The sequence below is a fragment of the Methylophilaceae bacterium genome (assembly GCA_018398995.1).
In the GTDB taxonomy this organism is placed as follows: Bacteria; Pseudomonadota; Gammaproteobacteria; order Burkholderiales; family Methylophilaceae.
In genome coordinates this window covers 13,797-28,204 of record CP073759.1, presented here as the reverse complement: position 1 = coordinate 28,204, position 14,408 = coordinate 13,797, and the positions used below count along the sequence as shown (strand labels likewise).

Sequence of the window (14,408 nt, the reverse complement as noted above, 5' to 3'; positions counted from 1 at the left end):
ATTAAACCATAGCCAAAATAAAATGATAGTAAAGACCAACAAAAAAGCCTGTTGCTATCAATGCACAGGCTTTTTTATACAACCTTAATCCTTAAACTTTTTTGAATACCAATGAACCATTGGTGCCACCAAAACCAAAATTATTTTTTAATGCATAATCAATTTTGACGTCACGTGCAGTATTGGCACAATAGTCTAAATCACACTCTGGATCTTGCTCAAAAATATTAATTGTTGGTGGTGATATTTGGTTATAAACAGACAGTACGGTAAAAACAGACTCTAAGCCACCCGCACCACCTAGTAAATGTCCAGTCATGGATTTTGTTGAATTAATAACAAGCTGATGTGCATGATTGCCAAAAGTAGCTTTAATTGCATTCGATTCGTTAATATCGCCCAATGGAGTTGATGTGCCATGCGCATTCATAAAGCTAACTTGATCGGGATTTGCACCAGCGTTTTTTAACGCATTCAGCATAGATCGACGCGGACCATCCATGTTTGGTGCTGTCATGTGATACGCGTCAGCACTCATGCCATAACCAGCTAACTCAGCATATATTTTCGCACCCCGTGCTTTTGCATGCTCATACTCTTCAAGCACCATAACGCCAGCACCTTCACCCATCACAAAGCCATCGCGACCGATATCCCATGGGCGGCTGGCAGTAGTTGGGTCATCATTACGAGTAGACAGAGCTTTAGCTGAAGAAAAGCCACCAATTGCTAACTCAGTAATAGCGGCTTCTGCTCCACCTGCAATCATCACGTCAGCATCGCCATACTCAATCATACGTGCTGCGTCACCAATACAATGTGTACCTGTTGTACACGCTGTCACAACGGCGACGTTAGGTCCTTTCAATCCAAACATAATGCTTAAGTTGCCAGAAATCATGTTGATGATCGTACCTGGAATAAAGAAAGGTGAAATTTTGCGCGGACCACCAGCATCAAAACTATCGTTTGTCGATTCAATCGTAGCAAGACCGCCGATGCCAGAACCGATTTCAACACCAATACGTTCAGCATTTTCTTCAGTAACGACCAGACCACTATCATTGAACGCTTCAATACCAGCGGCTAAGCCATATTGAATAAAGGTGTCCATGCGTCGCGCATCTTTAGCAGGCATGAAATCTTCTACATTGAAGTCTTTTACTTCTCCTGCTATTTGACAAGCAAAGTTGCTAGGATCAAACTTTGAAATGCGCGTGATACCAGACTTGCCTGCGATTAAATTGTTCCAAGCTGTGTTAACGCCTATACCAACAGGAGAAACCACGCCTATGCCAGTAATAACGACTCTACGTTTAGACATAATGTTTAGAAACCAGCTCTTTTACAAGGGCTGGTTAATTTGAATTTATTTGAGGTTTGCGTTGATGTAGTCAACAGCAAGCTTAACAGTGGTGATTTTCTCAGCTTCTTCATCAGGAATCTCTGTGTCGAACTCCTCTTCTAAAGCCATTACCAACTCAACTGTATCGAGTGAATCAGCACCTAAATCATCAACAAATGACGATTCGCTTTTTACGTCAGCTTCATTAGAACCTAATTGTTCACAAACTATTTTTTTTACGCGTTGTTCGATGTCAGACATCCATTTACCCCTTTGATTAAAAATTAGCTTACTCAGCTAAGTGCGTATTCTAGCAAAACTCTAGCAGAATACAAAAAATTATTTTGCGCCATTTAAGCCATGTACATGCCACCATTCACATGGATAGTTTCTCCTGAAATATAAGCGGCACTTGGCGATGCTAAAAATGCCACGGTCGCTGCTATTTCATTCACATTACCTAATCGATTTAATGGAATGCGAGCAAGCATCTGCGTTTTGATATCTTCTGGTAGCTCCGCAGTCATATCGGTATCAATAAATCCGGGCGCGACACAGTTTACTGTAATACCTCTACTGCCTACTTCAGCTGCTAAGGACTTAGAAAAGCCAGCCATTCCAGCTTTTGCTGCTGCATAGTTAGCTTGACCAGCGTTACCCATGTGACCTACTACACTGGATATGCTAATAATACGGCCTGTTCTTGCTTTCATCATCGGACGCAAAACAGCTTTGCTCATGCGGTAGACGGAGCTGAGATTTGTTGAAATTACTGCATCCCAATCCTCATCAGACATACGCATCATTAAGGTGTCTTTTGTGATACCCGCGTTGTTAACTAAAACGCTAATGATGCCAAATTGATCTGTAATTTGTTTTAATACCGCCTCAATTTGTTCGGTATTATTGACATCTAAAGCAACACCAATACCTTTGATGCTGGCCTCTTTCAAAGCGGAAGAGATTTTTTCCGCACCAGAGGATGAGGTTGCAGTGCCAATGACGATTGCACCTTGTTTACCTAATGTTTGTGCGATAGCAGCGCCTATGCCGCGACTAGCGCCTGTAACTAGTGCTATTTGATTTTCTAATGACATTGTTAAAACCTTTTAAATTTTAAAATGGGATTACGAATTATATTCAGCGACAGCATCAATACTGATCAGCGCAGCACATGGTATATCCGCCACAATGCGCTTGGTTAAGCCTGCCAACACTTTGCCTGGCCCACATTCTGCTGTTTTAGTGATTTGTAAACGGTGTAGAAATTGTACAGTTTCTACCCAGCGCACTGGCGAATATAATTGACGCACTAATGCATCTTTGATTTTTTCTGGCTCATTGTACGAGACAACATCTGCATTGTGTAGCACGGGAATAGTTGGTGGATTAATCTGCACATTTTTTAAATAATCTGCAAGTTGCTCTGCTGCTGGTAACATCAATTCACAATGTGAAGGTACGCTAACAGGTAGCTGTATAGCGCGTTTAGCCCCTTTTTCTTTTGCCAACATCATGGCGCGTTCAACTGCGGCTTTATTGCCAGCAATCACTACTTGTCCTGGTGAATTTAAATTAACTGGCGTCACGATTTCGCCTTGTGCACTTTGTGCGCAAACAGCATTCACCGTTTCATCATCGAGACCTAAAATAGCCGCCATAGCACCAACGCCTGCTGGTACCGCGTTTTGCATAGCCACTGCGCGATATTTAACCAAAGGCAATGCATCGGCAAAGCTTATTGCATCTGCAGCTACCAAAGCTGTATATTCACCCAAACTGTGCCCTGCTAAAAAAACAGGTATTTCGCCCTTCATAATTTGGTATACACGCCAACTAGCAACACCGGCAGCTAACATTAATGGCTGTGTATGTTGTGTTTGGTTCAATAATTCATTTTCTTCTGTAATCATCTGCCAAAAATTAACGCCCAACAAATCAGATGCTTCATCGAATGTTTGTTTAACAATAGCAATGCCGTCAAATCCAGACATCATGCCAACAGATTGAGAACCTTGACCCGGAAAAAATAATGCTGATTTAGTCATAATTTACTTTTAATAATCTATATAATTTATTGAATTAATTAGTATATTACTAATGCAGATCCCCAAGTAAACCCGCCGCCGAATGCTTCCATTAATAGTACTTCGCCACGTTTTATGCGGCCATCGCGAACCGCTACATCTAATGCCAATGGGATTGAAGCTGCAGAAGTGTTGCCGTGTTTATCTACTGTGACAACCACTTTGTCCATACTCATGTTTAATTTTTTAGCAGTTGCTTGCAATATACGAATATTAGCCTGATGAGGGACAAGCCAGTCAATATCTGATTTTTCCATATTGTTAGCAGCTAAAGTTTCATCTACTATTTGGTCTAGCGTATTCACTGCCATTTTAAACACTGCAGAACCTTCCATTTCAACCGTATCTCTACCATCTTCTTTGCGCGGTACATGCAACATACGCTCATAATGACCATCTGCATACAGGTGTGTTGAAATAATGCCCCGCTCGGCTGATGCTTTGACAATAACAGCACCTGCCCCATCGCCCCACAAAATACAGTTACTTCTATCCTTATAATCCGTGATGCGAGAAAACGTGTCGGCACCAATAACCAGCACACATTTGCTAGAGCCAGCCTTTATAAAATTGTTGGCGGTGGCCAGTGCATAGACAAAACCACTACACACAGCTTGAATGTCAAACGCGGCACAATTAGATGCGCCAATTTTTCTTTGCACAATCGTTGCAACACTTGGAAATATTTTATCCGGTGTTGTGGTTGCAACTAGAATTAAATCAATTTCATCTACGACAATACCAGCACTTTCGAATGCCTGATTTGCTGCTGCAGTCGCCAAGTCACTAGTCAACTCATTTGAAGCTGCAATATGACGTTCTCGAATACCTGTGCGTGAGAATATCCAATCATCGGTGGTGTCCACCATAGATTCTAGATCTTTATTAGACAATATTTTACTTGGTAGATAACTGCCAGTACCAACAATTCTTGAGTGAGTCATATGCTTTTTACTTAAGTTGCAGCTGTTAAAGTTGTATTGGGCACATCTTTTTGCAGGTGTTCAATTTCTAATTGCTCTGTAATTCGACGTAAAACACCATTTCTAGCTTCTTCAATGGCAACATGAATTGCATGATAAAAGGCGACATCATCAGCACCACCATGGCTTTTAACAACGACACCACGTAAACCCAAAAAGCTTGCCCCGTTGTATTGACGCGGGTCCAAGCGTCTCTTAAATGCGTGCAGTACAGGCATGGCACATAGTGCCATAAGCTTTGACAGCCAGTTTTTTTTGAATTCTTGCGTAAGGAATTTGCCCATCATGTGCGCCAGTCCTTCAGTCGTTTTTAAGGATACATTACCAACAAAGCCATCACAGACGACCAAATCGGTTGTACCTTTAAAAATATCATCACCTTCAATATTGCCGTAAAAATTTAGATGACTTTTTCTAAGTAGTTCACCTGCTCTTTTTACAACCTCATTACCTTTAATATCTTCCGAGCCAATATTGAGTAAACCAATAGAAGGATTATCTTTATGTTCAACACAGCTAACCAACATTGCTCCCATGACTGCAAATTGTAATAATTGTTCTGCTGTACAGTCTGCATTAGCGCCAAGATCCAACATATAAGTGCTGCCTTTTTCAGAAGGCAAAGCTGAAGCAATCGCCGGACGTTCAATGCCTGGTAATGTTTTTAGTACAAAACGAGCAGTTGCCATCAAAGCGCCAGTATTCCCTGCACTGACGCAAGCATTTGCTTCACCGTTTTTAGTGAGGTTAATGGCGACACGCATAGATGAATCTTTTTTGTTTTTCATTGCGCTTTGTGGAGACTCATCCATGAGCACGACTTCGCTAGCATGATGAATGCGTAAACGAGAACTTACTGATACTTTGTGCGCTTTCAACTCCGCCATAATCGCGTCTTCTAAACCGACTAAAACGATATTTAATTGATCGTCTTCCTTTAGCGCACGTAGCGCTGCTGGAACGGTGACATGTGGTCCATGATCCCCACCCATTGCGTCAATTGCTATTGTAATATCCATGAGACCTCTTGCTTGACCGCGATGTCATTAAAAATAACGTTGACATGCATTAGAAGTGATGCTGAGATAAATGTCAATTTAGCTACTTGATTGCTTTATATAAACTAACGCCGCGTCTTAGTACATAAACGCGGCGTTAATCAGCAATGTGTTTGCTTGCGCTTAAATTACTCGCCTTTTGTTGACATTACTTTACGACCACGATAAAAACCGCTAGGGCTTACATGGTGACGTAAATGTGTTTCGCCTGTTGTAGGCTCAACGGCTAGTGGTGGGTTCACTAAAAAGTCGTGTGAACGGTGCATGCCACGCTTTGAAGGTGACTTTTTGTTTTGTTGAACTGCCATGATAATGCTCCAAGCTTAAAATTAATCCTGCCACAATTTAGACGTAACTCTGTGTTACAAGCAGGCAATCCGTAATAATAATCCATTTATTGTGTCTCTGTAAACAAAAAGCACACAATATTGTATAAATTGAAGCCGAAAAACGTTACTCAGTCCTCATTAGTTTTTGCAGCACTGCAAAAGGGTTGGGCTTTTCAACTTCTTCTTGCAATGGTGGTTTGCACGCGTAATCATGCATAGGTCCTAATGGCATTGCCATTAATAACTCATCTTCTACTAGTTCATTAACATTCATCTCGCGCGCAGTTTCTAGCCAATCAATTTCATCGTCATTATCGAATGCGCCCGGCTCAGCGTCAGCAATCACATACTCATAAGCCAAAGACAAATCTAACTGCATGTTTTGTAAACATCGCTGACAGATTACTGGCAATGATGCGTTAATTTCAAGGGCTAAACTCGGCAAATGAAACTTGGCAGTATTACCAATAAGTGTGTAATGAATCTGTTTTTTTAATTGTGCATCATCTTCGATAAAATCATTCAGTCTTTCGCAAGTGCTAGTATCAATTTCAGATGATATTTTCGCTTGCCTTTTTGCAAAATCTAGATTGTTAATTAATGTTGGTTTCATTTTAAATGCTTGTGTAAAGTAAATGATTACGGGAAATTTACCGATTTTAGTATTTGGCAGTCAGAGTCCACATGATACAATCAAGTAGTTAGAAGTCCAAAAGAAAGCTTAAGTGTGTTCAAAAAAATCCTAGTGGCAAACCGTGGGGAAATAGCCGTTCGTATCGTGCGTGCCTGTTCAGAAATGGGTATTAAATCAGTTGCTATTTATACAGATGCTGACAGACGAGCATTGCATGTTAAAAAAGCTGATGAAGCATATAGTGTTGGCTCAGACCCGGTTGCGGGCTACTTAAATGCCCATCATATAGTCAATATTGCAACAGCCGCAGGCTGTGATGCTTTACATCCTGGCTACGGGTTTTTATCAGAAAATCCTGAATTGGCAGAAATTTGCGCCAAACGAGGTATCGCTTTCATTGGCCCCAGCGCTGCAGTTATTCGTAAAATGGGTGATAAGATTCAAGCCCGTGTCGCAATGACCAGTGCAGGCATTCCGTGCACACCTGGCAGTGATGGCAATTTAGCCAGCCTTGATGAGGCAGTTACCCTTGCTCGAAATATTGGCTACCCAGTAATGTTAAAAGCAACTAACGGAGGTGGTGGCAGAGGCATCCGTCGCTGTGATTCTGAAGCTGATTTGCTCAATAATTATGAGCGAGTTATATCAGAGGCGAGTAAAGCATTTGGTAAGCCAGAGGTGTTTTTAGAAAAATGTATTGTTAATCCACGCCATATTGAGGTGCAAATTTTAGCCGATAATAAAGGTGAAGTAGTGCATCTTTTCGAGCGCGATTGTTCTATTCAACGCCGCAATCAAAAGCTTATTGAAATTGCGCCCTCTCCACAATTATCTAAAACACAGCGAGAACATATTGGTAATCTGGCAGTAAAAGCGGCAAAAGCGGTTGGCTATCGCAACGCGGGAACAGTTGAGTTTTTACTCGATTCAGACAATCGTTTCTATTTTATGGAAATGAATACACGATTACAGGTTGAGCACACCATTACTGAAGCCATCACTGGTGTTGATATTGTGCAAGAGCAAATTCGTATCGCATCTGGTCTCCCCTTGCGTTATAAACAGAATGAAATTAGTTATCGTGGTTTTGCCATCGAATACCGTATTAACGCCGAAGACCCTAAAAACGACTTTTTACCAAGCTTTGGTAAAATTACACGTTATTACTCGCCAGGCGGGCCTGGTGTTCGCATGGATGCAGCTATTTATACCGGTTATGTTATTCCGCCTTACTATGATTCAATGTGTGCCAAACTAACCGTATGGGCATTAGATTGGGAGCGCGTGGTTGAACGTGGCAAGCGTGCTTTAAATGATATTGAAGTTTACGGTGTTAAAACAACCATTCCATATTATCAAGAAATCATGAACCACCCAGAATTTAGAGCAGGTAATTTTAATACAAGCTTTGTAGAGTCGCATCCAGAGTTAACAAACTACGCAGTAGAACTTCCGCCAGAGTTGATTGCAGCGGCAATTTCAGCTGCAATTGCAGCACATAATGGCATTTAATTATTAAAAAAGATTTTTAACTATGAAAAAAGTAAATATTACAGAACTAGTATTACGTGACGGACATCAATGCATGATTGCAACGCGCTTGCGCACAGATGACATGCTCCCCATTTGTGCTAAGCTTGATTCTATTGGCTTTTGGTCTTTAGAGGCTTGGGGTGGTGCTACATTTGACGCTTGCGTGCGCTTTTTAAAAGAAGATCCTTGGGAGCGATTGTCTAAGTTACGTAAAGCGCTACCTAATAGCCGTATTCAAATGCTATTGCGAGGACAGAATTTATTAGGTTACCGTCATTATTCTGATGATGTTGTTGAGGCTTTTGTACAAAAATCGGCCGACAATGGTGTTGATGTATTCCGAATTTTTGATGCCATGAATGATATGCGTAATCTTAAAACCTCGATAGATGCAGTTAAAAAAGCCAAGAAAATTGCTGAAGGGACCATTAGTTACACCACTAGTCCAAAACATGATGTTGCGCATTTTGTTGAATTAGCAAAAGAATTAGAAGCGATGGGTTGCGATACGCTTGCGATTAAAGATATGGCAAGCTTACTAACGCCACAAATGACAGCCAAGTTGGTTAAAGCGCTTAGTGAAACGATTAGCATCCCTATTCATTTACATAGCCATGCAACCTCTGGTTTAGCGAGTATGAATTTAATGCGCGGCGTTGAAAATGGCGCAACCATGATTGATACATGCAACTCTGCTTTCAGTGAAGGTGCAAGTCACCCAACCACCGAAAGTATTATCGCTGCGCTGCAAGGCACAGAATATGATACAGGCTTGGATATTGGCGCGGTACAAGAAGTGAGTGAGTATTTCCGTGAAGTACGTAAAAAATATTGGCAATTTGAAAGCGCTTATACAGGCGTTGATACCCGTGTTTTGGTTAATCAAGTGCCGGGTGGGATGATTTCCAATTTGAGTAATCAGCTTAAAGAGCAAGGATCTTTAGATAAAATGAATGCGGTATTAGCAGAAATTCCGCGTGTGCGTGAAGATTTAGGCTATCCGCCATTGGTTACTCCAACATCACAAATTGTTGGTACACAAGCCGTATTAAACGTCCTAACTGGTAAACGCTACTCTACTATTACCAATGAAGTGAAAAACTACTTTTTAGGACAATACGGTAAGCCGATTGGTGAAGTTGATCCAGATGTGCAGAGAATGGCAATTGGCGATGCTAAAGTCATAGAATGTCGTCCTGCAGATTTACTGAAGCCTGAAATGAAAAAATTGGCTAATGATGTTGAGCGTATTGCAAAGAGTGAAGAGGATGTATTAACTTATGCCATGTTTCCTGATATTGGCGAAACCTTTTTGCAAGAGCGCAATGCAAACTCTTTAATACCAGAAGCTTTGTTGTCGAAAGAGGATGTACATGCAAATGGTCCACGTTACGCGCCAAATGAATTTAATGTAACTTTGCATGGTGAAACCTTCCATATCAAATTAACAGGCACAGGTCATGACGGTGAGGAAGTGCGTCCTATTTACGTAACCGTTGATGGTGTTGCTGAAGAGGTGATGGTAGAAACACTGAGTGAAATTGAGTTGACTGGTGGCTTGCAAAGCAATGGCGCAAATGTCAAAAAGAAAGAATCTAGAAGTGGCCGCCCTCGCCCACATCATAAAGGCTGTGTAACAACAGCAATGCCAGGCACTATTGTGGCAATCAAAGTAGCCATTGGTGATAAAGTCAAGGCGGGGGATTCCATCTTAGTCATTGAAGCCATGAAGATGGAAAATGAAATTCAAGCATCCACTTCTGGTACAGTTGTTTCTATCAATGTCGAAAAAGGTGACAACGTAACACCCGATGAATCATTGCTGGAAATCCAACCTGATTAATATCAAATGATGCCATTCAAAAGCCGGCAGCTAGTCCTGTCGGTTTTTTATTGATTCATTGAGGCTTTTTATATTTATATGAAACAAACGCTTATTTTAGCTTCATCTTCTATTTATCGACGTGAGCTGTTACAACGATTACAAGTGCCGTTTAGCAGCGTATCTCCACACGTGGATGAAACGATACTTGATAACGAGCAGCCGCAACAAAGCGCCTTAAGATTGGCGCAAGAAAAAGCAAAGAAAGTTGGCTCTGAGTACCCTCATGCGTTGATTATCGGCTGTGATCAAGTAGCAACGCTAAATGGTGAGCAGCTTGGAAAACCATTAAACTACAACAATGCTACAAAACAGCTTCGCGCCATGCGTGGACAAGAAGTGATTTTTCATAGCGCTTTGTGCCTACTTAATGCTGAAACTGGCAATCTGCAATCAATAGTGGTGCCCTATGTTGTTAAGTTTAGAAATCTAACTGACGCACAAATAGAACACTATTTGCTCAAAGAGCAACCCTACCATTGTGCGGGTAGCGCAAAATCTGAAGGTTTAGGGATTGCGCTGATTGAACGCATGACAGGAGATGACCCGAACGCATTAATTGGGTTACCACTGATTCAATTGATTAGCATGTTAGAAAATGAAGATGTCAACATCATCTAAACTGCCTCTTTCATAGAGCACATTAAATTAATTAATTGGAGATTGACATGCTTAAATCACGTTTTATTACCTTGTTAGTGAGTAGCCTTATTCCTATGCTCAGCTTAGCATCGGATAACACTGCCGAAGTACGCAGTTCGCTCAGCGATCAACAAAGTGTTGCAATCACCATCTATAACAATGACTTAGCCTTAGTAAAAGATGTCCGTAACGTGCATTTGAATAGAGGCTTTAGTGCGTTAGCATTACGTGATGTCAGTGCACAAATTCGACCAGAAACTGCCTTGTTACGCAGCATTAGCGCACCAGGTAGTTTAATCTTACTTGAACAAAACTTTGATTTCGACTTGCTCAGTCCTAATAAAATGTTAGAAAAATTTGTAGGTAAAACAGTGACTATCGTGAAAACGAATCCTGCGACAGGCGCTGAAATATCAGAAAAAGCAACTGTATTATCTGCCAATAATGGCATAGTGTTAAAAGTTGGCGACCGCATTGAAACAGGAGTGCTAGGCAGGATAGTCTATGATGATGTACCGAATAACCTGCGTGACCGCCCTACTTTAATTACCCAATTGAACAATAAAGGGGAACAAAATCAAACGGTTGAACTGAGTTATCTCACTGGCGGCCTGGGTTGGCGTGCGGACTATGTTGCAGAACTGAATTCGAAAGAAGATCGTCTTGACCTTTCGGGCTGGGTGACTCTAAGTAATACAAGTGGCGCTAGCTATCGCAATGCAAAATTACAACTCGTTGCGGGTGACGTTAATCAAGTGCAACCTATTCGCAGACCGATGGCAAAAACAATGCGTGGTGATGTCATGATGGCTGAAGCTGGCGCTGCGATGGTTGAAGAAGGGTTGCTTGAATACCATTTGTATCGTTTAGAACGACCAACCACCATTGCTGAAAATCAAACAAAACAAGTAGCTTTGCTCTCAGCTAGCGATATTCCAGCCCGCAAATCATTGCTTTTGCGCGGTGCTGATTATTATTACAGCAACCAATATGGTGAAATTGGCACGCAATTAAAGGTAGATGTTTTTGTTGAGTTTGATAATAAAGAAACGGCAAAATTAGGGCTGCCATTACCTAAAGGCATTGTGCGCGTGTATAAAAAAGATAGTCAAGCTAATGCTCAATTTGTAGGCGAAGATAGCATTGACCATACCCCTAAAAATGAAGTGGTTCGCTTGAAATTAGGTAGTGCTTTTGATATCACGGCAGATAAAAAACAAACAAAATTCCAGAAAGTATCCGATAGAGAATATCAATCGGCTTATGAAGTAACGCTAAAAAGTGCAAAAAAAGAGCCAGTAACCGTGATTGTGCAAGAGCCAATTGGAGGCGATTGGCGTATTCTTTCCGAAAGTGCAAAACACACCAAAATAAACAGCCATCTTGCACAATGGGAAATTCAAATCCCAGCTGAAGGACAAACCACATTAACCTATCACGCAATTGTTAAATACTAATGACTAATGCGCTCACAAATGCTCAATATGGTACGCTATATTTTATTCCTGTTACGATGGGTGCGGACAATATTAACCAAGTGTTACCGCCAGATGTGGTTAGTTTGGCACAATCATTAGATGCGTTTATTGTAGAAAATGAAAAAACAGCACGGCATTTTTTGGGGGCAATTAAGCATCAAAAACCAATTCGTGAGATTGTTTTCAAAACGCTTGATAAGCACACTGAAGACAAAGATTTACAGGACCTACTATCTCCATTAATTGCTGGTCATGATATCGGTTTAATGTCTGAGGCAGGCTGTCCAGGTATTGCTGATCCTGGTGCTCGTTTAGCAGCTCTTGCGCACAAAAAAGGGATTCGTGTAGCACCTTTAGTTGGCCCTAGTTCAATTTTACTAAGCTTAATGGCCTCGGGGCTTAATGGCCAACGTTTTAGTTTCTTAGGATACCTGCCTACTGAAAAGGCAGCACGTATACAACAGATAAAAGCAATTGAGAACCGCGCTAAAACACATCACGAAACGCAAATTTTTATTGAAACGCCTTTCCGTAATCAGCATATGCTGGAAGACATTCTCAATCACTGCGATAGCGAAACTGAACTCTGCATAGCCTGTAACATCAGTCTGCCAGACGAGTTGATTAAAACCAAGCGTATTCGCGCGTGGAAGCAGGCAACCCTTCCAAATTTACACAAAAAACCTACCGTATTTTTATTGCTTGCTTAATTTATAGTAGCTTACGCACAGGGGCATAGCTACGCCTATGGACAGGAGAAACCCCGTGTTGCTCTAATAAAATCATATGCAAAGCTGTTGGATAACCTTTATGTTGCGCAAACCCATACATCGGATATTGCTTGTCTAACACATATAATTCTGCATCTCTTGCCGTTTTGGCCAATATTGATGCGGCAGAGATCGCCTGCACTTTACTATCACCTTTGACTATCGCTTCACATGGCAAATCAATCTTTGGACATTGATTACCATCCACTTGCACCATCATTGTTTTTCCGCTTAATGCTTGATTATATTGCTGTTGCATGGATTCGATTGCACGCTTCATGGCTAATAAGCTTGCTTGTAGGATATTGATTTCATCAATCTCTTGAACGCTACTACTCGCAATTGCCCAAGCGAGTGCATGGTGTTTAATTTCAACGGCCAAGCTATTACGCTTTTTTTCTGTTAATTTTTTTGAGTCATCAAGCCCAATGATGGGATTGCTTGGGTTTAAAATAACTGCCGCCGCAAAAACAGCGCCTGCTAATGGGCCTCTTCCAGCTTCATCAACACCGCACACTAAAACAGTCATGGTATGTAAGAAAGCACTACATCCGCTGCTTTTTTTGCAGCGTTTTGTTTAAGGATAAGGTGTATTTCAGTAAACTCTTGCTTGATTGTTTTTAATGTTTTGGTGTCTTGCAACATGGCTATCATTGTTTCGTTTATTTTTTCTGGCGTGGCTTGTTTTTGTAACAATTCAGGCACAATAAATTGATCAGCCAGAACATTAGGTAGGCCTACGTATGGCAAGTAATGCATAGGCTTTAGCAACCACCAACTCAATGATGGCATACGATAAGTAATAATCATCGGCTTTTTTAATAAAGCAGCTTCTAGGGTCGCTGTTCCGGATGCAACAATCACGAAATCGGCTGCTTCCATTGCATCATGCGCATGGCTAAATAGCAGTTTCATTTCGAGTGTGTTATCGGTGCTTTTGGCTAAGGCCCTCTCAAAAATATCGCGTGTCTGACGGGTAATCAATGGCACAATAAATTTAGCCGACGCTTGATGCTGATTGATTAATTCAGCTGTTTTTACAAATAATTCTGCATGCTGTTGAACCTCTGATTGACGACTACCCGGTAACATTGCAATGACCATATCATTTTGTCTTAATTTCAATAAATCTCGTGCGGCTTTTTTATTTGGTTGCAACGGCAATTCATCAGCCAGTGGATGTCCAACGTAAGTCACAGGTAGCTTAACAGACTCATACAAAGCCGGCTCAAATGGGAAAAGTGCCAGCATATGGGTAACTGCACGCTTTATTTTATGAATGCGTCCGCCACGCCAAGCCCAAATAGAGGGGCTTACATAGTGAATAGTTGGAATGCCTTGTTTTTTCAGTTTGCGCTCTAGCCAAAAATTAAAATCTGGCGCGTCTACGCCAATAAAAACATCTGGTTGCTCGGCTAAAATTTGTTGCAATAAACTTTTTCTAAGTTTGAGCAAACCCCATAAATGTTTGATGACTTCAACATAACCACGCACTGACAATTTTTCAATCGAAAATAACGTTTTTGCCCCTTCACTGATCATTTTTGGTCCAGCGATACCAAAAAATGTTAAATCTTTACGTTCTTTTTTGAGTGCGCTAATCAGATGTGCGCCGAGCAAATCTCCTGAAGCCTCTCCAGCTACAATTGCAATTTTGGGCATTGTTG

The 14,408-nt window shown here is 41.2% G+C and carries 15 protein-coding genes; 5 read left to right on the top strand and 10 right to left on the bottom strand.

What is annotated here, in order from left to right:
- Nucleotides 1-91: 91 nt before the first annotated feature.
- From fabF to KFB94_00115, 8 genes are all read right to left on the bottom strand, one after another.
- Entirely contained in the window at nt 92-1,324 is a 1,233-nt protein-coding gene (gene fabF, locus KFB94_00150) for a beta-ketoacyl-ACP synthase II (protein QVL45583.1), read from the bottom strand.
- Between the two features lie 45 nt (nt 1,325-1,369).
- On the bottom strand, nt 1,370-1,606 hold the full coding sequence (gene acpP / locus KFB94_00145) for an acyl carrier protein (GenBank protein ID QVL45582.1): 237 nt from the start codon (nt 1,604-1,606) through the stop codon (nt 1,370-1,372).
- 92 nt (nt 1,607-1,698) lie between these two features.
- Entirely contained in the window at nt 1,699-2,442 is a 744-nt protein-coding gene (gene fabG, locus KFB94_00140; GenBank protein QVL45581.1) for a 3-oxoacyl-ACP reductase FabG, read from the bottom strand.
- Nucleotides 2,443-2,472: 30 nt separating this feature from the next.
- Entirely contained in the window at nt 2,473-3,393 is a 921-nt protein-coding gene (fabD, locus tag KFB94_00135) for an ACP S-malonyltransferase (GenBank protein ID QVL45580.1), read from the bottom strand.
- A gap of 38 nt (nt 3,394-3,431) precedes the next feature.
- Nucleotides 3,432-4,376, bottom strand: a complete 945-nt coding sequence (locus KFB94_00130; GenBank protein QVL45579.1) for a ketoacyl-ACP synthase III — start codon at nt 4,374-4,376, stop codon at nt 3,432-3,434.
- Nucleotides 4,377-4,387: 11 nt separating this feature from the next.
- Nucleotides 4,388-5,434: a phosphate acyltransferase PlsX gene (plsX, locus tag KFB94_00125; GenBank protein QVL45578.1), complete on the bottom strand. Its 1,047-nt coding sequence runs from the start codon at nt 5,432-5,434 to the stop codon at nt 4,388-4,390.
- 167 nt (nt 5,435-5,601) lie between these two features.
- Entirely contained in the window at nt 5,602-5,781 is a 180-nt protein-coding gene (rpmF, locus tag KFB94_00120; protein QVL45577.1) for a 50S ribosomal protein L32, read from the bottom strand.
- A 145-nt stretch (nt 5,782-5,926) separates the two neighbouring features.
- Nucleotides 5,927-6,415, bottom strand: a complete 489-nt coding sequence (locus tag KFB94_00115) for a DUF177 domain-containing protein (GenBank protein ID QVL45576.1) — start codon at nt 6,413-6,415, stop codon at nt 5,927-5,929.
- 114 nt (nt 6,416-6,529) lie between these two features.
- On the opposite strand from KFB94_00115, the gene KFB94_00110 reads away from it, so the two are divergent.
- The 5 genes from KFB94_00110 to KFB94_00090 all read left to right on the top strand — a co-directional run bounded on the left by KFB94_00110 (nt 6,530) and on the right by KFB94_00090 (nt 12,681).
- Nucleotides 6,530-7,948 carry an acetyl-CoA carboxylase biotin carboxylase subunit gene (locus KFB94_00110; GenBank protein QVL45575.1) on the top strand — a complete coding sequence of 473 codons (1,419 nt, stop codon included), beginning with the start codon at nt 6,530-6,532 and terminating at the stop codon, nt 7,946-7,948.
- Nucleotides 7,949-7,970: 22 nt separating this feature from the next.
- Complete coding sequence (gene oadA / locus KFB94_00105) at nt 7,971-9,812, top strand: sodium-extruding oxaloacetate decarboxylase subunit alpha (GenBank protein ID QVL45574.1); 1,842 nt, start codon at nt 7,971-7,973, stop codon at nt 9,810-9,812.
- Between the two features lie 78 nt (nt 9,813-9,890).
- Entirely contained in the window at nt 9,891-10,472 is a 582-nt protein-coding gene (gene maf / locus KFB94_00100) for a septum formation inhibitor Maf (GenBank protein QVL45573.1), read from the top strand.
- Nucleotides 10,473-10,519: 47 nt separating this feature from the next.
- Nucleotides 10,520-11,950, top strand: coding sequence for a DUF4139 domain-containing protein (locus KFB94_00095; GenBank protein QVL45572.1), 1,431 nt, complete (start codon nt 10,520-10,522; stop codon nt 11,948-11,950).
- The gene (locus tag KFB94_00090; protein ID QVL45571.1) at nt 11,950-12,681 is read left to right on the top strand and encodes an SAM-dependent methyltransferase; all 732 of its coding nucleotides are present in this window, start codon (nt 11,950-11,952) and stop codon (nt 12,679-12,681) included. Before KFB94_00095 ends, KFB94_00090 begins: the two co-directional genes overlap by 1 nt.
- Before the next feature lies 1 nt (nt 12,682).
- On the opposite strand, the gene rnhB is transcribed toward KFB94_00090, so the two are convergent.
- Both rnhB and lpxB read right to left on the bottom strand, forming a co-directional pair.
- Entirely contained in the window at nt 12,683-13,270 is a 588-nt protein-coding gene (gene rnhB / locus KFB94_00085; protein QVL45570.1) for a ribonuclease HII, read from the bottom strand.
- Complete coding sequence (gene lpxB / locus KFB94_00080) at nt 13,267-14,403, bottom strand: lipid-A-disaccharide synthase (GenBank protein ID QVL45569.1); 1,137 nt, start codon at nt 14,401-14,403, stop codon at nt 13,267-13,269. The genes rnhB and lpxB overlap by 4 nt, the downstream gene beginning before the upstream one ends.
- Between the last annotated feature and the right edge of the window lie 5 nt (nt 14,404-14,408).

Coding starts and splice junctions, on each gene's coding strand:
- fabF (QVL45583.1), bottom strand. CDS start 1,324: ATGTCTAAACGTAGAGTCGTTATTACTGGCATAGGCGTGGTTTCTCCT.
- acpP (QVL45582.1), bottom strand. CDS start 1,606: ATGTCTGACATCGAACAACGCGTAAAAAAAATAGTTTGTGAACAATTA.
- fabG (QVL45581.1), bottom strand. CDS start 2,442: ATGTCATTAGAAAATCAAATAGCACTAGTTACAGGCGCTAGTCGCGGC.
- fabD (QVL45580.1), bottom strand. CDS start 3,393: ATGACTAAATCAGCATTATTTTTTCCGGGTCAAGGTTCTCAATCTGTT.
- KFB94_00130 (QVL45579.1), bottom strand. CDS start 4,376: ATGACTCACTCAAGAATTGTTGGTACTGGCAGTTATCTACCAAGTAAA.
- plsX (QVL45578.1), bottom strand. CDS start 5,434: ATGGATATTACAATAGCAATTGACGCAATGGGTGGGGATCATGGACCA.
- rpmF (QVL45577.1), bottom strand. CDS start 5,781: ATGGCAGTTCAACAAAACAAAAAGTCACCTTCAAAGCGTGGCATGCAC.
- KFB94_00115 (QVL45576.1), bottom strand. CDS start 6,415: ATGAAACCAACATTAATTAACAATCTAGATTTTGCAAAAAGGCAAGCG.
- oadA (QVL45574.1), top strand. CDS start 7,971: ATGAAAAAAGTAAATATTACAGAACTAGTATTACGTGACGGACATCAA.
- maf (QVL45573.1), top strand. CDS start 9,891: ATGAAACAAACGCTTATTTTAGCTTCATCTTCTATTTATCGACGTGAG.
- KFB94_00095 (QVL45572.1), top strand. CDS start 10,520: ATGCTTAAATCACGTTTTATTACCTTGTTAGTGAGTAGCCTTATTCCT.
- KFB94_00090 (QVL45571.1), top strand. CDS start 11,950: ATGACTAATGCGCTCACAAATGCTCAATATGGTACGCTATATTTTATT.
- rnhB (QVL45570.1), bottom strand. CDS start 13,270: ATGACTGTTTTAGTGTGCGGTGTTGATGAAGCTGGAAGAGGCCCATTA.
- lpxB (QVL45569.1), bottom strand. CDS start 14,403: ATGCCCAAAATTGCAATTGTAGCTGGAGAGGCTTCAGGAGATTTGCTC.